This is a genomic window from Mesorhizobium sp. L103C119B0 (assembly GCF_000502235.1).
Lineage (GTDB): Bacteria > Pseudomonadota > Alphaproteobacteria > Rhizobiales > Rhizobiaceae > Mesorhizobium.
The window spans coordinates 371,953-391,829 of sequence record NZ_AYXE01000003.1; the positions used below are offsets into that span (position 1 = coordinate 371,953).

The 19,877-nt window shown below is 58.5% G+C and carries 23 protein-coding genes; 12 read left to right on the top strand and 11 right to left on the bottom strand.

Going from position 1 to position 19,877, the window contains the following annotated elements:
• Nucleotides 1–102: 102 nt before the first annotated feature.
• A complete protein-coding gene (locus X728_RS159920) occupies nucleotides 103–519 on the bottom strand; it encodes a response regulator (protein ID WP_023804850.1) in 417 nt (138 codons plus the stop codon).
• Nucleotides 516–3,629, bottom strand: a complete 3,114-nt coding sequence (locus tag X728_RS159915; RefSeq protein WP_023729494.1) for a CheR family methyltransferase — start codon at nucleotides 3,627–3,629, stop codon at nucleotides 516–518. Before X728_RS159915 ends, X728_RS159920 begins: the two co-directional genes overlap by 4 nt.
• Before the next feature lie 158 nt (nucleotides 3,630–3,787).
• Here X728_RS159915 and X728_RS159910 point away from each other — a divergent pair, with 158 nt between their 5' ends.
• Entirely contained in the window at nucleotides 3,788–4,342 is a 555-nt protein-coding gene (locus X728_RS159910; RefSeq protein ID WP_050588792.1) for a response regulator, read from the top strand.
• A gap of 117 nt (nucleotides 4,343–4,459) precedes the next feature.
• Entirely contained in the window at nucleotides 4,460–4,636 is a 177-nt protein-coding gene (locus tag X728_RS1000000170125; protein ID WP_023681160.1) for a hypothetical protein, read from the top strand.
• Between the two features lie 225 nt (nucleotides 4,637–4,861).
• Here X728_RS1000000170125 and X728_RS159905 read toward each other — a convergent pair whose 3' ends face one another.
• From X728_RS159905 to X728_RS159895, 4 genes are all read right to left on the bottom strand, one after another.
• A complete protein-coding gene (locus X728_RS159905) occupies nucleotides 4,862–5,125 on the bottom strand; it encodes a hypothetical protein (protein WP_023830862.1) in 264 nt (87 codons plus the stop codon).
• Between the two features lie 339 nt (nucleotides 5,126–5,464).
• Entirely contained in the window at nucleotides 5,465–5,629 is a 165-nt protein-coding gene (locus X728_RS1000000170925) for a hypothetical protein (protein WP_023821865.1), read from the bottom strand.
• Nucleotides 5,630–5,875: 246 nt separating this feature from the next.
• Nucleotides 5,876–7,369 carry a trehalose-6-phosphate synthase gene (locus X728_RS159900; protein ID WP_023830863.1) on the bottom strand — a complete coding sequence of 498 codons (1,494 nt, stop codon included), beginning with the start codon at nucleotides 7,367–7,369 and terminating at the stop codon, nucleotides 5,876–5,878.
• Nucleotides 7,370–7,753: 384 nt separating this feature from the next.
• On the bottom strand, nucleotides 7,754–7,978 hold the full coding sequence (locus X728_RS159895; protein WP_023830864.1) for a hypothetical protein: 225 nt from the start codon (nucleotides 7,976–7,978) through the stop codon (nucleotides 7,754–7,756).
• Between the two features lie 192 nt (nucleotides 7,979–8,170).
• Here X728_RS159895 and X728_RS159890 point away from each other — a divergent pair, with 192 nt between their 5' ends.
• Together X728_RS159890 and X728_RS159885 are read left to right on the top strand one after the other, a co-directional pair.
• Complete coding sequence (locus X728_RS159890; RefSeq protein ID WP_050589853.1) at nucleotides 8,171–8,641, top strand: GFA family protein; 471 nt, start codon at nucleotides 8,171–8,173, stop codon at nucleotides 8,639–8,641.
• A gap of 182 nt (nucleotides 8,642–8,823) precedes the next feature.
• Nucleotides 8,824–9,708 (top strand): alpha/beta hydrolase, encoded by an 885-nt coding sequence (locus X728_RS159885; RefSeq protein ID WP_023830866.1) that lies wholly within the window; start codon nucleotides 8,824–8,826, stop codon nucleotides 9,706–9,708.
• Here X728_RS159885 and ligD read toward each other — a convergent pair.
• From ligD to X728_RS1000000170130, 3 genes are all read right to left on the bottom strand, one after another.
• Nucleotides 9,688–12,333, bottom strand: a complete 2,646-nt coding sequence (gene ligD, locus X728_RS159880) for a DNA ligase D (RefSeq protein ID WP_023830867.1) — start codon at nucleotides 12,331–12,333, stop codon at nucleotides 9,688–9,690. The genes X728_RS159885 and ligD overlap by 21 nt on opposite strands.
• 165 nt (nucleotides 12,334–12,498) lie before the next feature.
• Complete coding sequence (locus X728_RS159875; RefSeq protein WP_023687836.1) at nucleotides 12,499–12,792, bottom strand: hypothetical protein; 294 nt, start codon at nucleotides 12,790–12,792, stop codon at nucleotides 12,499–12,501.
• Nucleotides 12,789–13,013, bottom strand: coding sequence for a hypothetical protein (locus X728_RS1000000170130; RefSeq protein WP_155921617.1), 225 nt, complete (start codon nucleotides 13,011–13,013; stop codon nucleotides 12,789–12,791). Before X728_RS1000000170130 ends, X728_RS159875 begins: the two co-directional genes overlap by 4 nt.
• Nucleotides 13,014–13,197: 184 nt before the next feature.
• Between X728_RS1000000170130 and X728_RS159870 the strand changes: the two genes are divergently transcribed.
• Complete coding sequence (locus tag X728_RS159870) at nucleotides 13,198–14,190, top strand: YihY/virulence factor BrkB family protein (RefSeq protein ID WP_023830868.1); 993 nt, start codon at nucleotides 13,198–13,200, stop codon at nucleotides 14,188–14,190.
• 73 nt (nucleotides 14,191–14,263) lie between these two features.
• Nucleotides 14,264–14,560: a hypothetical protein gene (locus X728_RS23175; protein ID WP_023830869.1), complete on the top strand. Its 297-nt coding sequence runs from the start codon at nucleotides 14,264–14,266 to the stop codon at nucleotides 14,558–14,560.
• A 91-nt stretch (nucleotides 14,561–14,651) separates the two neighbouring features.
• On the opposite strand, the gene X728_RS159865 is transcribed toward X728_RS23175, so the two are convergent.
• Complete coding sequence (locus X728_RS159865) at nucleotides 14,652–16,052, bottom strand: phospholipase D family protein (RefSeq protein WP_023830870.1); 1,401 nt, start codon at nucleotides 16,050–16,052, stop codon at nucleotides 14,652–14,654.
• A gap of 422 nt (nucleotides 16,053–16,474) precedes the next feature.
• Between X728_RS159865 and X728_RS159860 the strand changes: the two genes are divergently transcribed.
• From X728_RS159860 to X728_RS159845, 6 genes are all read left to right on the top strand, one after another.
• Nucleotides 16,475–17,002 (top strand): ferritin-like domain-containing protein, encoded by a 528-nt coding sequence (locus tag X728_RS159860; RefSeq protein ID WP_023681150.1) that lies wholly within the window; start codon nucleotides 16,475–16,477, stop codon nucleotides 17,000–17,002.
• A 63-nt stretch (nucleotides 17,003–17,065) separates the two neighbouring features.
• Nucleotides 17,066–17,221 (top strand): hypothetical protein, encoded by a 156-nt coding sequence (locus X728_RS0134385; protein ID WP_155923927.1) that lies wholly within the window; start codon nucleotides 17,066–17,068, stop codon nucleotides 17,219–17,221.
• Complete coding sequence (locus tag X728_RS1000000168400) at nucleotides 17,218–17,430, top strand: hypothetical protein (protein ID WP_245259911.1); 213 nt, start codon at nucleotides 17,218–17,220, stop codon at nucleotides 17,428–17,430. The genes X728_RS0134385 and X728_RS1000000168400 overlap by 4 nt, the downstream gene beginning before the upstream one ends.
• Before the next feature lie 68 nt (nucleotides 17,431–17,498).
• Complete coding sequence (gene xth / locus X728_RS159855; RefSeq protein WP_023668041.1) at nucleotides 17,499–18,275, top strand: exodeoxyribonuclease III; 777 nt, start codon at nucleotides 17,499–17,501, stop codon at nucleotides 18,273–18,275.
• Nucleotides 18,276–18,391: 116 nt separating this feature from the next.
• Nucleotides 18,392–18,958: a hypothetical protein gene (locus X728_RS159850; protein WP_023830872.1), complete on the top strand. Its 567-nt coding sequence runs from the start codon at nucleotides 18,392–18,394 to the stop codon at nucleotides 18,956–18,958.
• Nucleotides 18,959–18,973: 15 nt separating this feature from the next.
• Nucleotides 18,974–19,270 carry a SemiSWEET transporter gene (locus X728_RS159845; protein ID WP_023681146.1) on the top strand — a complete coding sequence of 99 codons (297 nt, stop codon included), beginning with the start codon at nucleotides 18,974–18,976 and terminating at the stop codon, nucleotides 19,268–19,270.
• Nucleotide 19,271: 1 nt separating this feature from the next.
• On the opposite strand, the gene X728_RS159840 is transcribed toward X728_RS159845, so the two are convergent.
• Entirely contained in the window at nucleotides 19,272–19,871 is a 600-nt protein-coding gene (locus X728_RS159840) for a cupin (protein ID WP_023830873.1), read from the bottom strand.
• Nucleotides 19,872–19,877: the final 6 nt, after the last annotated feature.

Genomic DNA, 19,877 nt, shown 5'->3' on the forward strand with positions numbered 1-19,877 from the left:
CAATCGTGCCGGCCGGATCGCAGGCACTTGCCGGCGACGCCGTCTCGGGCCTGGACCCGAATGTCGTCGCATATCTGATGAAAAACCAGTGTCTTTGTGCAGTTACCGGGCTTCTCGTTGGGTTGGCACCGTTCCGCTGTCCTGGTGTCTTGCCAAAGCTGTCGGTTGAACACCGAGCATATTTCGCACGGCCTCGACCAGCGCAGCAGCCCACACGGGTTTTGACAGCATCTTGTGATGACGCAAATCTTGCGGGATGTCGGATGCCGTGTACCCACTGACGAAAACAAACGGAATTCCGCGTTGCGCTAGAAGAGGGACAAGGGCAGCGCTGGTCTCGCCGCCGAGACCAATGTCCAGGACCGCGGCAGATATGACTTCACTCTCGATCAGCTTTTTCGCGCGAGCAACGGACGGCACTGGCCCGGCGATGGCGAAGCCGGCCTCTTCCAGAATTGCGCGGTGCTCCTCCGCGACCAGCCATTCATCTTCGACGATAAGGATACGAGATGCAGTCACGTTTCGCTCTCCCGATGATCAAACGGAAACTCAATCCGCAAGCTCAAACCATCGGAACCGAAAGATGTTTCAAAATTTCCGCCAAGCCGATACTCAATTTCGCCCTTCACCAGCGAAAGACCAAATCCCGTCTTCTCAGGCGGACTGACAGCGGGACCGCCGCTTTCTAACCATTCAAGCTGAAAACCGTGATCCGACGCCGACCAAGTCACGGACACCACGCCGTTTGGCACGGACAAGGCGCCATATTTTCCAGCATTCGTGGCAAGTTCATGGATCACCATGCCAAGCGACAGGCCCTGCTGAGGCTTGAGCCGAATGTCCTCGCCTGTGGTGTTGATGCGTTCCAGCCCGAACGGCTCGACTTCCTGCCGCACGATTTCCTCTACCGAGACCTCTTTCCAGCTTTCGCGCGAGAGCACTCCGTAGGCCCGCGCCATGGCGCGCAGGCGACCGATGAGCGCTTCGGCGAAAGCCTCCGAAGAGGGAGCATTTTTCAGGGTCTGACTGGCAATACTGACCGTAACAGCCAGCATGTTCTTGACCCGATGGTTGAGTTCCGAGATCAATACCCGCTGGTGGGCTTCGGCTTCAGCCATGGTCGTCACATCGACAAAGGTCACCACCACGCCCTGGATTTTCCGCGCGCTGTCGCGGTAGGGGATCAGCCGCACGAGATAGTGGATGCCGTTGCTATCGCGCGGCAGCTGGTGCTCGATCATCTCGCCGGCCCTGAAAACCTGGGCAATATGGTCGCGCAGGTGCGGATAATCGAGCCGGCTGGCAAGATCGGTCAGCGGTCTTCCGATGTCGGTCGGCAGCAAGTTGAAGAACGAAGACGCCGCCGGCGTGAAGCTGCGGATAACCAGCTTGGTATCGAGAAAAACAGTCGCGATCTGTGTGCTCTCGAACAGGTTCTTCAGATCGCTGTTGGCACGATCGAGATCCTCGATCTTGGAAACCAGTTCGGCATTGATGGTGTTCAATTCCTCATTGAGGGACTGCATTTCTTCCTTGGAGGCCTCGAGCTCCTCATTGGAGGACTGGGCCTCTTCGTTGACCGAGACGAGTTCCTCATTGGAAGATTTCAACTCCTCCAACGCGGTCTCATATTCTTCGATCGTCGATTGCAGGCGCTCGCGCGTATCGCGGAGCTCGCGTTCGAAATCAGCAATCCCAGATGCCACCGGCTGTCGAACCTTTAGAGCCTCCAGCCGCGGCTGCGGCTGGCCCACCGGCTCGAACAGGACGAGAAACAGCGGCTCGCCGCTGCCGCGATCAGTCAAGGGCTCGATCGTCAATGTGACGAATTGGACACGATCTTCATCTTCTTCAATGGCTATCGCTTCGCGCACAACCGTGCGCCGGCCCTCGGCGGCTTCCCGCAAAGCGCCGCGCAATTCCAGACGCAGGCCGCTGCGTGCCATTGTGAGCAATTGTCTGCTCGGCACCCCTTGCGGCGGCTCGAGATATTTGCCGGTTCGGACCGAGTAATAGACGACATCTCCATCACCATTGACGACGACGTGAGCCGGAGCGAAGCGTTCGAGAACCTGCGCTTCAACGGTTTGCCTTAGGGAATAAGACAAGCCGCGGCGCGCATGTGTGTCATTGGCGCTGGAAAAGTTGGTTGCAGGCGCAGCATTCAACAAGATCGGCAGCCGCGGCGGCGCCGAATGTTCTCGTGCCTTGAAGATCCGTTGTTTCTTGTCGACCGGTGCAAACAGGTCGGCATGCTGGCTTATGCTTTCGGAGGTGCCAAGGAACAGATAGCCACCGGGCTTCAGCGAATAGTGGAAGGTCGGAATAACCTGCTTTTGCACATCGGGGCCGAAATAGATCAGGAGGTTCCGGCACGACACCATGTCCATGCGCGAGAAGGGTGGATCGCGGATGACGCTGTGCGCCGAGAAGATGCAGAGATCACGTACGCTCTTGCTCAAGATGAAACTTGTGCCGTCATTGCTGAAGAAGCGTTCGCGACGTCCAGGCGAAACGCCCGCAAGCAATGACTCCGGATAGCGCGCCGAACGTGCGATGCCCAGCGCCGCGTCATCGATGTCCGTGGCGAAAATCTGGATGCGCGGCACAGCCGAAAGTGTATCCATATGCTCGCGCATCAGCATACCGATCGAGAAGACTTCCTCGCCGGTTGCGCAGCCGGGCACCCAGACGCGGATCGTATCGTTGGCGTCCTTGCCTTCGAAAAGTTTGGGGATGACGGTTTCTTCCAGGGTCTTGAAAGCGTCCGTGTCGCGGAAGAAATTTGTCACGTTGATCAGCAGGTCGCGAAACAGCGACCGCACTTCCTCCGCATTTGAACGAAGCAACTCTATATAGGCATCGATCGCGGTGTTCTGTGTTATTTGCATGCGTCGCCTGACGCGACGCAAGAACGTCTTGGCCTTGTAGCCCGAGAAATCATGTCCCGAATGGCTGCGCAGGATCGCGTAGATTTCTTCCTGGCCCTTGCGGAGTTTCAAAGCACTGGCCTTGCCGTCGTCAGCTTCAAGCTCGTCGAGCAGTTCAAAGCTGTGGGCAAATTCCATGAGTTTCGCACCCATCTCATCGGCTGGGATGGCGATATCGATCAGACCGGAACTGATCGCGCTGCGCGGCATGTCGGGATTGCTCGGACCCGACTCGTCGGAGAGTTGCGCCAGCGTCAGGCCGCCATTCTCCTTGATTGCCTTGATGCCCAACGTACCGTCGGAATCGCCGCCCGACAGGACGACGCCGACGGCGTATTCGCCCTGATCCTCGGCCAGCGCGCTGAAAAAGATATCGATGGGCTTGCGCTCCCTGGACACGGAATTCGGTTGGCGCAGCTTTAGGCTGGAATTTTCGATGGTGAGGATCGCGTTGTGCGGCATCACGTAGACGGTGTCAGGATGGATACCCATTCCATCTTCAGCGACACGAACCGGAATTCCGGTGTAAAGCGCAATCACTTCGTGCAGCAGACTTTCCCGTTCCGGGCTGAGATGCGTGACGATCACGAACGCCATCCCGCTCGAAGACGGCATCCCGCGAAAAAATCCCTCCATGGCGGCAATGCCGCCCGCAGAGGCGCCAATACCGACTATGGGGAACCTCGGCAGCTTTTGCATCAATTGTCCTGCTTCAGTGAAATGCAACGCGTTAGCGCTGATTTCGATCCAATGTGTAAACCGTTCCTACTCAAATTCCCATCCCGCACCGCCGATAGCCACGGAACCGATGGACGCGACCGCCGTTTAAAGCCCGGAGGGCTGCTATGTTATTAGGCATGCGAATTCTGCTCGTCGAGGACGAATTCTTGCTGGCAAGCGAACTTGCCTCTTATTTCAGCGATTGTGGGGCGACCGTTTTGGGGCCGGTGTCGTCAGTCAGCCGGGCTCGACGATATATCGATTCAGCGGATGGGGCGGTGCTGGACATCGACCTCAACGGTGAGACTGTTTTTCCCCTCGCCGATGAGCTGACGGACAGAGGCATCCCGTTCGTATTCTTCTCCGGAAACGATCAGATCACCCTACCGGAGCGGTTCCGGTACACCCAAAACCTCTCCAAGCCGGCCGGGTTCAGGACGGTTGCCGGGATCCTCGCCGCGCAATCAACAGCGCTTGGTGAAGACAATGTTTTCCGCGCTCTTCCAAAACTGAGGCTGTCCGCGCGGCTGCTGCTGGGCGACCCACAGGCGGCCGATCGCCTCGTCGAACGGACATTGAAGGCGGCGCTGGAGGAGCGGTTGTCGACGCGGCATGACCTTCCCTTGAGCGAATGGCTCAATACTCTCATGGAGGAGGTGCTCCGCAACGACAGGTCTGGCATCATGAATTAAGATTGTCCGATAGTTTGCCGCAGGCCGCCCTGTCGACCGCCCCCCGCCACGGTACCCCTCCCCAAGAGCGCTTCGCTTCGTCTTGCAAATACGGCCGCATTCCTGCTAGAAATCCTCGTGGCCAAACCTCCGCAAACCAAACCTGACTCATTCCGCGATCCTGTTGAGGGCGACGCACTCGCAGCGCTGCTCGACGAAATCGCGGAAGAGGAAACACCTGAACGGCTGTTGAAACTCGCCCTTGAGCTGCAGCAGCAACTGCTGTTGTCAAAGCAGCTGAAAAATCCCAACTGAACGGCCTGCAGCTAGGCATCTTGATTTGCCTCGAGTTCCACGATGGCGTCATCGCCTCGTTCGCCAGACCGATGCTGCTGCGGTAATCTTTCTGCGCTCGATGTGGGCGAAACCCCAGTCTCAATAGCTCAGCGGTTCCTGCGCCCAGAAGGCCCTGATCCCATCATGACGCCGATGAGACGACCAGGAGGATCAGGGCCAACTTGGGTCGCAGCCCAAGGTCGATCACTGCTGCCCTGGCATCTCGGTATTTTCTTGCGGGTTCTTTTTAACGCCGGGCGCGGGTGATGTCTCGGCGGGGGCATTGCCGCCTTGGTTCTGTTCCGGGGTGCGCTTTACTGGCGATGTCTGCCACGATCCGCCTGAAAGGGGTGTGAACACAAAGAAGGCTAGCAGGGCGACGAAGATCACAGCCGCAATGACGACGCCCCACCCGAGTACATTTCGGGTGCCACGCTGTTCTTCCTTCCGGGACACATGCTCCGTCATCACTGGACTCCTTTGTGTCATTCGACGAGGTACAAATTTATCGTGCAGATCGACCGCACGGTCTGCTCTTCCCCGACGCGTTCCGCCGGCACAGCCGAAGAAGCTGAAGCTAATCTTCTCCAGCTTTTCGGCTGCCTGGTTTGGCGGCCCGCTTTGGCGCTTTCGGCACTGCCGGTTGCCGCTCGGGTGCAGGCGGATTGACCGCCTCGTGCGCCAAACGGGCTTTGCGCAATCGCGCCGTTTTCTCTTCCCGCGCTTTACGCTCGGCTTCCATTACGCCTTGTGCGTAGAGGGTGGCTCGTGCGTCTCTGTCGTTTGCGGATCCACTGGCCGCCATAGTCAGCCCTCCGCCTTGTAATTTCTTGCTTCCTTCTTGGCGCCGTCTTTGCCGTGCTCGGCTGCAAGCTCTTTGGCCTGCCCGGGTGACACGTCGGTGGCTTCGGCCAACTTGATTGCCTCTTGTTCAGAGAGGTCACTGTCCTTTCGCCCGGGGTTCCTTGTCATCGCAGATCTCCTATCAGAACCCAAACGACCGGACCGGCGGTGTGTTCCGTGAGACCTTCGATAGTCCACCCATTGAGGCGGGCTATGGCGCTTCCGTCAAACGAGCGAAAAGGTTCTGATGCGGACGACAAGATACACGATCAGCTTCAAGGCCTTTCGAACTGCTCCGGCAAGCCGGGTTATGGCCGGGCTATGACCGTGTGGGACGCGTGACACACGGACGGATTCAGGCATCGATGCCAGGCGCTAGTTCTCGCCCGCGAGCGTGGCGAGAAATGACCGCCGCCATTCTGCTGCGTCATTGCGCGTGATGCGCTTGAGCAGTGCACTATGCCTTGCAATTCTTTCCTCAAGCGGCATCGCGAGCGCTTTTGCGATCGCATCGGCAACCTCGTCGACCGCATACGGGTTCACGATCAAGGATTCGGCAAGTTCTTCGGCCGCACCCGCAAAACGCGACAATACCAGCACTCCGGGATCGGCTTCGTCCTGCGCGGCTATGTATTCCTTGGCGACGAGGTTCATTCCGTCACGCAGGGGCGTGACCAATCCGACCTGGCTAGCGCGCAACAGGCCAGCAAGCCGAGAGCGTGATACGGCACGGTGGATGTAGCGGATCGGGGTCCAAGCCAAATCCGCGTATCTTCCGTTGATCGCGCCGGCGGTTGCCTCAAGCTGGGCCCGGATGTCGGCATAGGCGCTGACCTCCTCGCGCGTCGGCGACGCAATCTGCAAATAGGTTGCCGCTCGCTCGTGTTCCGGATGCCTTTCCAAAAGACGAGCGAAAGCCTGCATGCGGCCGGGGAGACCCTTGGAGTAGTCCAGCCGATCGACGCCGATGATTTGCTTGAGGCCCAGAATCTGGCGGCGCATGGAATCGATCTGCACATCCTCCGCCGCCTCATTGGCCATGCGTGCGATTGAATCGACGTCGATGCCTATCGGGAAACACCTCGACAACACCGTGCGGCCGTTCATCTCAGCCGAACCATTGATATCAAAAGTAATGGAGTTGGCCGCCTGCACTGAGCGCCGGAAATTCCCCAGGTCCGTTTCGGTCTGGAATCCCACGACGTCATACTGAAGCAGATCATCGATGAGTTCTTCATGGTCGGGCGTGGCTACAAACAGGTCGGGCGGCGGGAACGGTATGTGAAGAAAGAAACCGATCCGATTCCGGACTCCCAGCCGCCGCAACTGGGCGGCCAAGGGCATAAGGTGGTAGTCGTGAACCCACACCAGGTCGTCGTTGCCCGACAGCAGTCCTGCGAGCGCCTTCGCGAACCGCGCATTGATCTGCCGGTAGGCGTGTAGAAACTCTGCTCGGTGGTTCACGAGGTCCAGTCGGTAATGAAAAAGCGGCCACAGCGTGCTGTTGGCATAGCCATTGTAATAGAGCGAATACTCCTCATACGGCAGGGTAAGCGCAGCCGTCTCGATCTTTCCCACGCGTTCCAAGCGGATCAGCGGTTCGTCGCTCGCGGCGTAGTCCTGATACTCGGCGCTTGCTCCTAGCCATAGGCCTCCACGCTCGGCCAACGCATCCCCGATGCCTACAGCAAGTCCGCCGGCTTGCGACGGATCGCGAATGTTTCCCAGCCTGTTCGAGACGACAACCAGACGACGCGGGACCGCGCGATCGCCAGTTAGCTCAGCCTCCCCACCTACGGCGTCGCGCTCAAGGGGATCACCAACCGTTTGCGAAGCCTCGTTGAGAATTTCATCCGGTCGCTGCAACAAGAGCAAATCCTGAGCGTGAAGATCGCTTGGGGAACGGTCCGCGCGTGCGATTGTTCCCGACGTAAGTGTCCAGCCGGATTCGCTGGATCGCATTCTCGGCCCGCTCGGGCGCCTTTTTCAGCGGCTCTCGCGGGGGGGCCTTCTGATGTTCGACCTCGTGTGAAGCCTGCCAGAAAAACAGGTACGGGGCTGCCGGTCTGTTATAGGTCGCGATGCCGCCAGGATCGTCGTCGGACGCACCGGTGATGAGAGCCCGATCCGGCACGCCGAGCAGCCGCGGCTTTGGCGACGGCCGGACTTACCGCTTTGGTATTCATGCTGCCGGATCCCCTGCCCTGTCATATCAACTCCCCACCTTGGCAAAAGCCTCAACTGACCAAACCGTCAGTCCACCTCGATTACCTTGCGCGTCGGCTTTCGTTGGCGGGGCGGCGGCTTTACCGCTGCGGGCGCGGGCGGGGTCCGCGCTATCGATGCCTCCAACAACTGTCGCTGTTCTCTAAGCCGCGCCGTCTTGGCTTCCCTGGCATGCCGCTCCGCTTCCAACAGCAACTTGGCTTCTCGATCCGCCCTCTCGATCTTTTCCCTGTCGATGCGTCGTGTTTTCAAGGTCGCCTCCTTTGGTCAGACGGCGAACAAAGTGCGGACCTGAAAAAATGTTCCCAACAAATTAAGGCCTGACCTGCCTCAAATGATATTGACGAGCAGCCCGCCGGTTGCGCGCATCTGCGGCTCTGTGACGTCCAAAGGAACTGCTTGCCGTCCGCGGCGTTGCGCCACCACGCTGGCCGGAAGATTACCATGGACGACAAACCCCGAACGACGATCAGAAAACCGGCCCGGATTGATCAAGGGCATTGCTTTTGCGGAGTCATCACAGCTGAATTCAGTGGCGATCCCTTTTGGATTTGTTTCGACCACGACGATGACTGCCGACGAGCGATCGGCAGCCCACTGACGATCTGGATTGGCTATCGTCCAGATCAGGTCGATTGGCTCGGCTCCAAACCAAAAACATTTTCGAAAACCAGGGGCGTCGTGCGCTCCTTCTGTTCGGAATGTGGCACCTCGATTGGGTACACCGATGAAGGCTTGCCAAATGAGTTCTACATCTCGATCGGATTCATGGACGCGCCCGAGAAGTTCCATCCCCAAGCTCAAGCCTATTGGGAAATGCGGCTGCCGTTTATCAGGATGGATGACGGTTTGCCTCGCGTCGAGGGCTACACCCGGGCGCGCGACCCCGCCCTGGGCAATCCCAGAGACCGGTGAGGCAGGAGGCTGGATCTCGGGCGTCGTACCTGCAAGCCAGCGCCAGGGCTGGCGGAACGGCGGCCGAACCATTGGAATGAGAGAGATCTCCAAACGGACAAATGCCCGAAACCAATTTCACCGGGGTGGGTTGAAGATGGACATGCGGGACTTGTTTTCACAGTCTGACGACAAAGAAGCGGATGTTTGAAGGATTCAAGCTAGAGACTGTGGATCTGCCCGAGTCCTCACTGCGAGTCAGGTATGGAGGTTCAGGCCCGCCGCTTCTTTTGCTGCATGGCCATCCTCGGACGCACGTTACCTGGCACCGGGTAGCCCCACTTCTCGCCGCCGACCACACAGTTGTCTGCCCCGATCTGAGGGGCTTTGGCCGGTCCTCGGTACCGGCGGACGCCGTGGACCATGCTGGATCCTCCAAGCGTGCCAAAGCCAGGGACTGCATCGCTCTAATGCGACATCTCGGCTTTGGCCGGTTTGCGATCGCAGGCCATGACCGCGGCAGCTACACAGCGTTCCGAACAGCCATGGATCACCCGTCGGCGATCAGCCATCTGATCGTCATGGACAGCGTCCCTATCCTGGAAGCCCTCGAACGCTGCGACGCCCGCTTTGCGAAGCTCTGGTGGCATTGGTTCTTTTTCGCACAGCCGGACAAGCCCGAACGCGCAATCATGGCCGATCCTGACGCATGGTATGGCGGCTCAGCCGAGTCCATGGGGGCTGAGGCCTATGTCGACTACAAGGACGCAATCCACGATCCGAATGTTGTTCACGGCATGCTTGAAGACTATCGGGCAGGTCTGGCCATCGACCAATTGCACGATGCCGACGACAGGAAAGCTGGTCGCCGGGTCGCGTGCCGGACCTTGGCGCTCTGGTCCGCCCGCGATGATCTTGGGGCACTCTACGGCAACGTGCTGGATGTTTGGCGACCCTGGACCACCGAACTAAAGGGCCAACCGATCGATTGCGGACATCATATGGCCGAAGAAGCAGCCGACGCGGTAGCCGCAGCCGTCATGGCGTTCTTGCGCGAACCGAAGTCGTCATGCGGCGAGCTTTGCTGAACCAATCCGTTTGATGGCACTGCTGATCGACCGTTCGCCATCGTCGTAGTCGGCCCAGGCGACGGTCTTTTCCAGGTGGCCCGGGACCGTGCGAACGGTGTATTTTTTCGGATCGAGATCCGCCTTCACCTGACTCCAGGTCAGCGGCATGGATACAGTCGCGCCTTCCCTGGCGCGAGGGGAGAGAGGGGCGACGGCTGTCGCCATGCGATCATTCCTGAGATAGTCGAGAAAAATCCGGGATGTCCGCAGCTTCTTGGCCATGTTGACGAGGTAGAGATCCGGGCTGTCTGCCGCCATCTGGATGCAGACGGCCTTTGCGAAGGCCTTGGCCTCGGCCCATGTCGTCTTGCTGCGTTGGGCCGCCAATGGCGTCACGACATGCAAGCCTTTGCCGCCCGTGGTTTTGCAGAAGCTCACCAAGCCCAGACCTTCGAGACGATCGCGCATTTCCTTGGCAGCCGCGACCACCTTCGCAAAAGGGACTTCCGGACCAGGGTCAAGGTCGAAGACAAGTCGGCCAGGTATTTCGGGATGACCCGGCTGGCAATTCCAGGGGTGAAGCTCAAGGCCGCCTATCTGGGCGATCGCGGCCAGACCCTCGACGCGGTCGATTTGCAGATACGGTTTGTGATCGCCGAAGACTTTCACCAGTTCCAGCAGATTGGATGTGCCTGGCATTGCGTGGCGCTGGAAAAACTGCTCGCCGGCGTAGCCATCCGGCGCGCGCACGAGTGAACAGGGACGACCTTTGATATGTCTGATCATCCAGGGGCCAACGGTCTCGAAATATTCTGCAAGATCGAGCTTGTCGACGGGCTGACCGTCGCCGGCATTCGGCCAAAGCGGCTTGTCCGGCTTGGAAATGATGACGCCCATGACAACCGGGCTTTTTCCTGTCTTGCCAGTCACCTTGGCAGGGTCGGCAATCGGCGTCTCTTGAGGATCGGCTGGACGCTCGGCCTCGACGTCTTTTGCGGGCTTGTCTTCACGCAGGCCTTTGAAGGCGGCCTGCCGGATATTGCCACCCCCGGTCCAGCCGGCGAACTCGATTTCCGCGACCAATTCCGGCTTCGTCCAGAAGACGGTTGAATTCCTTTTCGGTGCGCCATCGCCGGTAAACGGCGACGTCGCGGCTTTCATCTCCTGCAGCCTGGGCATCAGCTGCTTGACCTTTGCCTCGCTGAATCCGGTCCCCACACGGCCGATATAGGCGAAATGTTCACCGCGATTGACGCCGACGAGCAATGACCGGAATTTGCCGTTGGTCGTCGACCAGCCGCCGATGACCACCTCATGCCCGGCGCGGCATTTCGATTTGGCCCAGGTGTCGGTCCTCCCCGAAACATAGGTTGCATCGGCCTTTTTGGAGACAATCCCCTCAAGCGACAGGCGACAGGCAGAACGCAGCACCGCGTCGCCGCCATTGCTGAAGTGCTCGACATAGCGGATGAGATTTTGCTCGCCGCGATCGACTTCGCCGAGCATCTCGCTCAGACGTTCCTTCCGTAGTGAGAGAGGCATCTTTCGCAGATCGACGCCATTTGCGAATAGCAGGTCAAAAGCAAAGTAGATCAGGTCTTTCGTCCGGCGCTCCGACAGCGCCGCCTGCAGTGCGGCAAAATCGGGCGCGCCGTTCTCGCCAAGCGCTACGATTTCGCCGTCGATGATGACGTTGGGGAGGCTGGCGGCCTCCTTTGCGATGGCGCCAAATTTCTCCGTCCAGTCAAGACCCTTGCGGGTCTTAAGCGCGATGTCCTTGTCTTCCACGCGCAACTGGACGCGATAACCGTCAAACTTGATTTCGTGAACCCAGTTCGTCCCGGCCGGCGGCCGGGAAAGCGTTGCACAAAGCTGTGGTGGGATGAAGTCGGGCATCTTCGCCGCTGAGGCAGGACCGGCTCGCTTCGGCCGCGGAGCAGGCTTTGCCGACTTGGCGGCGCGCTCGTCGGCCGCATGGCCGCGCTTGCTGTCCCAAACGGCATCCGCATCGGCCGACGATGAACCTTTGATCATGAACGGCTTCGGACCTGCCCCCTTCCCCGCTGCAATCCTTTCCATGCTCCGACCCGAGGCGACGGATCGGTCCTGAGCCAGCACCGCATCGCCATTGCCCTCTGTCGCGTATTTGTCGCGGTGTTTTATCAGCAGCCAGTTGGTCCGCTTCCCGCCATTGCGGTCATGCTTCATGCGCACGAGGACGAAGCTTCCATGCAGGCGCTTGCCCTGCAGCGTGAATTTCAGGTCGCCTTTTTCCAACGCCTTTTCGGGAGACATGGCGCCTTCCGGTTCCCAATATCCGCGATCCCACAACTGCACCGTGCCGCCACCATATTGTCCTTTGGGAATCGTGCCTTCGAAGTCGCCGTACTCCAGCGGGTGATCCTCAACCTCCACGGCAAGTCGTTTATCGTGAGGATCCAGTGATGGACCTTTGGTCACAGCCCATGATTTGAAGACCCCGCCAAGCTCGAGGCGAAGATCATAGTGCAGCCGCGTGGCCGCGTGTTTTTGGATGACGAACCGGAGTCGGTTCGAACCCGCAATCGAGCTTTCGCCGCTGGGCTCTTTCGTCTTCGCGAAATCCCTTTTGGCCCGGTAGGTGGAAAGCTCGCCCGTTTTCATGGAAGTGCCCCGACTAATGACGCAACGCCGGACTCAACGCAGTGGGTGAGATTTGGTTCGGTTCATGGCCGAGACGGCGCCGACGCTGCTTTTCCGCTTCAGATTGGCATCGGCGTCAAATGTAGGCCTTCACGGAGATTACACGTCATGTCGTCACCGCTGACGTTAAGGTTCCTTGGTTTGCCCAACCATTTTTGCAAGCTCTGAAAATGGTGGGATGTCCAGTTCGCCTTGCGCGTTGTTTGCGATCTGCAGAAGCCGGATCGGGAAGCAGATCGCGTCACGGTTGGCCGGTGACATGTCTTCGTAGGTCCGCTCGTCACCTGTCATGGACGCCTCTGCCTTTCGCAGGGCGGTATCGATCTCGTCAATTGACAGCAGACCTTTGTGAACGAGCAGATTGTTGATTGACGCGACCGCCATCATCAACCCTTCAAGCTGAAGATTGGCAACGTTCATGGCTTGACCGTGTTTCCGCCGCCCGGCCTCGCCGGGGCGTTCTGGCCATCGGATTGGTGCGTCTTGTCATCCACTTCGTTGACTGGCCGCGTCAGACCGACCCCACTCTTGGGTTTCTTGTTGCCGGCCGCATCCTGAGAGAACGCATCCGAAGGATCAGGACCTGTTCTAGCCGGGTACTTCGTTGCGCCGGTCTCGCGACGGTTTTCATTATCAGGCATTTTTGATCACTCCAATCGGATGACCGATAACCATTACGAGCCCGGCGAGTTCCGGCGCCGCATGGAACATTTCTGGCCGTTCGTGCAGAGACAAGCGGGCGTATCGCGCCTCGCGCACTGGCGGCAGGTCTCGCTTTCGTTGCCGACAGCACTAGGTTGCTCGTTGAGGCAAAAGGAATTCCCCATGCGGGTGGCACGCGAAGCCTGGGTTCTTGGCAAGGAGAGCATCCTCGGATTCATCAACGACAATGCCCTCAGCCACGGTGCGGCGATGGCGTTCTATGCCGTTACGTCCCTGGCCCCGATCTTGTTGATCGTTGTTGCGATTGCTGGACTTGTCTTTGGGCATGAAGCAGCTCAACTCGCTCTGTCGGCCGAAATCGCAGGCGTGATGGGATCGCAAACCGGCGACCTTCTGCGCAGCACCATCGAAAGCGCTTCTCACAGAACCGCCGGCACTGTTGCCACCTTGGTGGGCATCGTCACCCTCTTCGTGACAGCCTCCGGGGTGTTTGGCGAAATGCAGCTTTCGCTCAACACAATCTGGAAGATTGACCCACCACCCATGTCTGTGTCGCGATTGGTGCGGGCGCGGGCGGCCAGCCTGGGTCTGGTTGCAGCGTTGGGATTTCTACTGCTTGTGTCGTTGGCGGCGAGTGCCGCCATTTCCGCGCTTGGCGCTGTCATCAACGCCCATCTGCCGTTCGGCACGATCATCCTCGCGTCGATAAACGGCATTGTATCATTCGTGCTGATTTCCGCTCTGTTTGCCGCGATCTTCAAGATCCTGCCGGACCGGTCGCTCGCTTGGCGCGATGTCGCAATTGGCGCGGCAGTGACCGCTTTGCTCTTCACCATCGGCAAGTCGCTGATTGGCTGGTATATCGGAACCAGCGCGATTGCATCCTCCTATGGCGCGGCGGGTGCACTGCTGGTCGTGCTGCTTTGGGTTTACTATTCGTCTGAGATATTCCTGCTCGGCGCCGAGTTCACGCGGGCCTATTCCGTCCGTCTCGGCAGTCGGTCCGACCTTCAACCGATAGTGGAGGCAGAGAGCCCGTCGCGACAGACATCGAACCTTAGACCAACCATCCAACGCGAGGTGCAGGCCTGGATTGTGATCATGGGTTTGCTGACCTTCGTGGCGACACGGGTCTGGCCATCGCGGCGATCTTAGCTGCTTCCCACCAATTCTGTTTCTTTGGAACGCAACCCGGACACCGGAATTGCATAGGAACAGGAGGTTGCCCATGCCAAAATTCCGCTTTGAGACGACAGTATCCGGCCAGACTACCGCTCTCGAGGAAGAGCTAGCGAGTGCGGAGATGGCCAGTCCGAGAGCAATAGAGATGGCGCGCGTAGCGGTGGCGGCGGATCCTGGGTCAGGAACCAAGCAATCGGGATCGACTATCAAGGTCTACGATGAAGCCGGATACCTGGTCGCCACAGTCAATTTTTCCGACGTGTTGCCGAGTGATCCGGACGCCGGACAGCATGGGATTGGCGACGCGATTGTCGAAGAACCGGGTGTGATGCGGTCTGGCTGACCCGTGGTAGATCAGGGTTTCACGTTTCGCTCACGCGATCCCCGGCAGGGCAATTTGCTGAGATCGCGAGGTCCTCGGCCATCGTCGGATGCTAGAGCTGAGATTCGATCGGGAGGTGACGGACGAAGACCGCCAGGATACGGCGAAAAAATCCGGCTTCTGGTTCATGCGTATAGTCCTGAATCTTGCCTTCGCCGCATCCATGCCAATGCAGAACATTGTGCTTCAGTTCGAGCCGATAGCTTGTTTCCGGAGATATTTCCGATTGGAATCGATGCCGCAGCTCGGCGACCAATTTCGGATCCTCAAACAGCACGCCCATTTCCGAATTCAAGGACACTGACCGTGGATCGAAATTGAAGGAACCAACAAAGCCGATCCTGTCATCGACGGTGAAAGCTTTCGTATGCAGACTGGCGCCCTTCGAGCCAAACACCGAGATTGCCGAGCGCCGGTTGAACGGCTGAAGCTCGAAAAGTTTGACCCCATTCCTCAGCAGCCGCTTGCGATAGTTTGCGTAAGCGCCATGGACTGCGGCGACGTCTGTGGCGGCCAGGGAATTGGTCAGAACCGAAACGTCAACACCGGCGCCGACAAGGTCCAGCAAGATCGCTGTACCCCTTTTGCCGGGAATGAAATAGGGCGACACAATCTCCAGACACCCGCGCGTCGACTGGATGATCGGACGCAGCTCTTTCATAAGCCAGCTGCGACGTCTCCAACCACGAACCTTCTCCGGCGGATCGGAAATGACCCGCACACCATCCACCCAATGAACGTCGTTGCTGGCCGCAATAAACTCTGTGATCGAGCCCCGGTTGCCGATGCCGTTCAGGAATTTGGGATCGGGGCCGGTATCGCTTCCTTCAAGCCATTTGGCATGCTCATGCTCAGTCACTGATCCCAAGGTTTTGATTGGCTTGGCTTCATTGCAAGCCCAGAAGGCATCGAATATCGCCGCGGTTTGCCGTACCGCAGGCCCCAGGAGCAGCAGATCGAGGTCCCGGAAATTGGTTTCTGCCGCATCGAAATAGGCATCGCCAACATTCCGACCGCCGACAATGGCAAATTTGTCGTCAACGATCCAAGCCTTGTTGTGCATCCGTCGCGTCAATGCAAAGAGCCGCAATAGCACTTCCACACCACGCATGATCCGGCCGCGCCTGATACCGCTCGGATTGAACAACTTCAATTCGATGTTTGGATGGTTGTTCAGCGCCAGATATGCCGCATCATTTTTACGCGGATTGACGTCGTCAAGGAGCATGCGCACCCGAACACCGCGCTCAGCAGCTCGAAAAACCTCGCGAAGCAGCAAGCGGCCGGTGTGGTCATCATGCCAAAGGTAATACATCAGGTCGAGGCTGCGCTCAGCGCTCCTTGCCGCCAGCACGCGCACAGCGAAAGCGTCATAATTGTCCGAGACAAGCAGCAAGCCGCTCTTGCCGGTTTTGATGTTGTCGTCTGCGGTTCGCGAAAGTGATACGTCCATAAAAATTGCCACCTTTGGACGGCGCTCGCTGCCATCCCGCTCAAATCATAGCTAGAACCATTCTGAGGTATTCTGGTTGCATACGCAGCGTCCAATCACCCAATTGCTGGATGCAAGCAGGGCCAGCAATCAAGCGGCTGCAGAGCGGTCAGGAGGCTTGAGAGGCGTTGCCCCGACTGCTCTGCTGCCGCGGCGGAACTTGCTTCTCCTGTAGTCCCAGCCCCTCACACCGTGAACTGTTGGCGAGAGCCCGATGGCGTGCGCCCCGCCGCGGCTCTTCGACGAGAATGACGTGGTCGTTGTTCTCACTGAAGCGCACGACCCTTTAAATTTAGATATCTCCATTATGCCGGAACCGGGTTCGGGTTTCCGAGTTAAGAAAATGCTCGCGACGGGCAATTTTCAACAGAGGAGACGGCACAATGCCCACTGCCAAGAAAGCCAATGGCAACAACAAGGACCTGGAGGACCTTTTCCTCGATGGCCTCAAAGACATCTACTATGCCGAGAAGAAAATTCTGAAAGCCTTGCCGAAGATGGCCAAAGGCGCATCCGAAGAGCAAGTTTCGGCAGCATTCGAGAAGCACCTCGCTGAAACCGAGGGGCAGGTCGAACGTCTGGAGGAGGTCTTCGAGATTCTCGGCGCGGCCGCGCGCGGCAAAACCTGCCCGGCGATCGACGGCATCCTGGAGGAAGGATCTGAAATCCTTCAGGAGTACAAGGGTTCGACTTCGCTCGACGCAGGGCTCGTCGGTGCCGCGCAAGCCGTGGAGCACTACGAGATCGCCAGGTATGGAACCCTGATAGCCTGGGCTACGACGCTCGGCAAGGATGACGTGGTTGCGCTCCTCAATGCGACACTTGAGGAGGAGAAGGCCACCGACGAGGCGTTGACTGCCCTCGGTGAAGCCGGCGTCAACGAACGAGCGGCAGAACGGAAAGCGGCTTGATTGATCGCCTACCCAACCGCCTCGGCGACCAATGTGCCGAGGCGGTCCCGGGAGATGAAGGACATGATCACGCATATCTACAAAGGACTGGAATGTTTCCTGCTTGAGTGTTCGGCCGCGCTGGTCAGGCGCCGCGCCCTTGGCGGTTCGCGCAGCGATCCTGGGCAGTTGCGAGAACAGCGCAGAGATGAGTTCAGGGCCCGCAAAGTCGCCGAATGAGCGCCAAGATGGAGAGTCGGATGGGCTTCTTTGGAAAATATTTCTCAGGACTGTTGAGCAAGAAATCGACTGACGGCAAGGGGAGCGGCGATATGCGTAAAGCTACCGGCGCGGGTCCGGCGATTGCTGCGCATTCCAAAGATGCAAAAACATCCGCTGCTTCCGGTCAAAGCACCAATGCTTCGAGCAAAAATGCAGATGGACGATGACAAAAGGCAAGATTTGGCTACCGACCCTATGTCGCATCGAAGCGGCGCAAAGACGTTAAATCGTCGAGATGACCCGCATCGCAACCTTCAACGTCAATGGCGTCAACGGCCGACTGCCAGTGCTTCTCAAGTGGCTTGGCGAAACCGGCTATGACATCGTCTGCCTTCAAGAACTGAAGACCTCTGACGAAAAATTTCCCGTCGATGCGATTAGAAACGCCGGCTATGGCGCAATCTGGCACGGACAGAAGTCCTACAATGGCGTGGCAATCCTCGCTCGCGGGATTGAGCCGCTGGAACGTCGTCGAGGTCTGCCGGGCGATCCCGACGATTCGCACAGCCGCTACATCGAGGCAGATGTGAATGGGCTTGTTGTCGGCTGCCTGTATTTGCCCAATGGCAATCCAGCGCCGGGGCCGAAGTTCGACTACAAACTTCGCTGGTTCCGACGTTTGATCACCTATGGCCAGGTGCTGCTCGGCGATAGCTCACCGACCATCCTGTGCGGCGACTATAACGTCGTTCCAGGCCCGATCGACGCGGCGGTGCCGGGGCGCTGGGTTGGCGATGCCGTTTACTTCCCCGAGAGCCGGAGCGCGTACGCCGAAATGCTTGCTCAGGGCTGGTTCGATGCGGTTCGTCGCATTCATCCAGAAAAAGGAATTTACACCTATTGGAACTTCTCCTACCGCGGCGGGTACGATCGGAGTTCCGGGCTCCGGATGGACCATCTCTTGCTGAGTTCATCCCTATTGGATCGCCTGAAGAATGCCGGAGTAGATGCCGAAACGCGTGCATGGGACAAGCCGAGCGATCATGCGCCAGCCTGGATAGAACTTGATTGAGCTTCCTCGGCAAGGAGCCTGAAGACCTAGTGGCGCTCCTTCGTGATTACATTTGGCCGCGCATGTTTATCGTCAAACAATGAGGACTGCCGGCGCCAAGCGATTCAAAGGACGCAATGATGACAAACACTCAAAAGGAAGCGGAACTGATTGCGCGCCTTGCACGCCAGCATGGCGTCACTGATGCCGCTGTCATGGCTGTCCTTGAGGCGTTGCGGCGTGGTGGTGGAACCATGGCCCAGTTCAGCCACGTCGACTTCGGAGGAATGTCACAATGGTCCTCCGGCATGACGATGGTCGGCGACATGTTCGATGACAGCCTCAAGGCGAAGCTCAACACTATCGCGGCGGAGCTCTCGGCCTACCTGCGCGATCATCCCGCCAAGCCACAACGCGACGACACGAGCTATCGTTCTGCAGCTATGGCCCACGCCGGCTCATGGTGGCCTGAGGAGTTTGGGAGCCCGTCTGCCGCTGGTTCTCAAAACAATATGCGCTACGCAGCGTTTCCTGAGCAAAGCCGCCTGGTCATGGACGATCATGGAAAGATGGAGATTTATGACACAGGCGACCATCGCATATCCGGCGTTTCGCAGAGCCAGAGCACGGCCTCCACCCTGACCTTTGTCAGCCAGCACGGCGTGGTCCGCGTATCTGATCTCAAGCGCATATCTGCGACGTAGGCCAGGGCCGCTTCCATGCAGACAGTCACGCTCATCGGCTATCTCGCGACCGTCTGCTCGATGAGCAGTTTCACCCCGCAAGCCTGGAAAATCATCAGGACACGGGAGACAAGCGGCATCTCCGCGCCGACGTATGCCATCACTGTGTTGGGCTTCGCCTTGTGGCTGGCCTTCGGCATCATGAAGGCAGAGTGGCCGATCATAATCACGAATGGCGTCTGTCTCCTGCTGTCAGCCTTCATTCTCACAATGACAGTCCTGCCGCAGGCTGAGAAAGACGCAGTTGCCAAGGCTTTCGACCCCGACGACTAAATTAGCGCTTCCAACTTTTCAGCAGCGGACCTTGGCTGCCATATGCAGGATCCTTGCGCGGACGCCCCACGCTGGGGATGGTTGCGAGCGCATCGCTATGCTGATCCTTGCTCCTACATTCGTCATAACTCCCAAACGGAGGATACGCGCCGACAACCAAAAAATCATCGGATGCCGAGAGGCATTGGTGCCCGGTCCCTGCCGGGAGGACCGCGACGTCACCGGCCTTCAGCGACAGCGTTCGTCCTTTCTTGCCGCCAAATCGGACTTCAGCATTTCCGCGCGCAATTCCCAGAACCTCGTGTATTTGCGAATGATAGTGAACGTAATCATAGATGCCGTTTCGCCAGCTATCGCCCCATCCGTTTGCATCGAAAAGCACCTCCATGACGGCTGCTGGATCAAGTCCTTCGGGCAATTCGACGGCGCCGCGATTAACGACGAGCGGCCATGCTGGATGATTGGGTACAAGTCCATCATCCTTGAACCAGAACTCATTCGACTTTCGCTGCCTCACAAATCCGGCGACAGCTTGCTTGCGCGGTCTTGCGAAACCGGTGACGTTCTCGATCACTTTCTTGCTGGTTTCCAAAATGCTCATCGACGC

What these genes read in the sequence shown, in the direction of transcription:
- X728_RS159905 (WP_023830862.1), bottom strand. Translation starts at nt 5,125, where the DNA reads ATGACGGAGCATGTGTCCCGGAAGGAAGAACAGCGTGGCACCCGAAAT.
- X728_RS1000000170130 (WP_155921617.1), bottom strand. Translation starts at nt 13,013, where the DNA reads ATGCCTGATAATGAAAACCGTCGCGAGACCGGCGCAACGAAGTACCCG.
- X728_RS159870 (WP_023830868.1), top strand. Translation starts at nt 13,198, where the DNA reads ATGCGGGTGGCACGCGAAGCCTGGGTTCTTGGCAAGGAGAGCATCCTC.
- X728_RS23175 (WP_023830869.1), top strand. Translation starts at nt 14,264, where the DNA reads ATGCCAAAATTCCGCTTTGAGACGACAGTATCCGGCCAGACTACCGCT.
- X728_RS159850 (WP_023830872.1), top strand. Translation starts at nt 18,392, where the DNA reads ATGATGACAAACACTCAAAAGGAAGCGGAACTGATTGCGCGCCTTGCA.
- X728_RS1000000168400 (WP_245259911.1), top strand. Translation starts at nt 17,218, where the DNA reads ATGAGCGCCAAGATGGAGAGTCGGATGGGCTTCTTTGGAAAATATTTC.
- X728_RS159840 (WP_023830873.1), bottom strand. Translation starts at nt 19,871, where the DNA reads ATGAGCATTTTGGAAACCAGCAAGAAAGTGATCGAGAACGTCACCGGT.
- X728_RS159845 (WP_023681146.1), top strand. Translation starts at nt 18,974, where the DNA reads ATGCAGACAGTCACGCTCATCGGCTATCTCGCGACCGTCTGCTCGATG.
- X728_RS159910 (WP_050588792.1), top strand. Translation starts at nt 3,788, where the DNA reads ATGCGAATTCTGCTCGTCGAGGACGAATTCTTGCTGGCAAGCGAACTT.
- X728_RS159865 (WP_023830870.1), bottom strand. Translation starts at nt 16,052, where the DNA reads ATGGACGTATCACTTTCGCGAACCGCAGACGACAACATCAAAACCGGC.
- ligD (WP_023830867.1), bottom strand. Translation starts at nt 12,333, where the DNA reads ATGAAAACGGGCGAGCTTTCCACCTACCGGGCCAAAAGGGATTTCGCG.
- X728_RS0134385 (WP_155923927.1), top strand. Translation starts at nt 17,066, where the DNA reads ATGATCACGCATATCTACAAAGGACTGGAATGTTTCCTGCTTGAGTGT.
- X728_RS159885 (WP_023830866.1), top strand. Translation starts at nt 8,824, where the DNA reads ATGTTTGAAGGATTCAAGCTAGAGACTGTGGATCTGCCCGAGTCCTCA.
- xth (WP_023668041.1), top strand. Translation starts at nt 17,499, where the DNA reads ATGACCCGCATCGCAACCTTCAACGTCAATGGCGTCAACGGCCGACTG.
- X728_RS159860 (WP_023681150.1), top strand. Translation starts at nt 16,475, where the DNA reads ATGCCCACTGCCAAGAAAGCCAATGGCAACAACAAGGACCTGGAGGAC.
- X728_RS1000000170925 (WP_023821865.1), bottom strand. Translation starts at nt 5,629, where the DNA reads ATGACAAGGAACCCCGGGCGAAAGGACAGTGACCTCTCTGAACAAGAG.
- X728_RS159875 (WP_023687836.1), bottom strand. Translation starts at nt 12,792, where the DNA reads ATGAACGTTGCCAATCTTCAGCTTGAAGGGTTGATGATGGCGGTCGCG.
- X728_RS159915 (WP_023729494.1), bottom strand. Translation starts at nt 3,629, where the DNA reads ATGCAAAAGCTGCCGAGGTTCCCCATAGTCGGTATTGGCGCCTCTGCG.
- X728_RS159890 (WP_050589853.1), top strand. Translation starts at nt 8,171, where the DNA reads ATGGACGACAAACCCCGAACGACGATCAGAAAACCGGCCCGGATTGAT.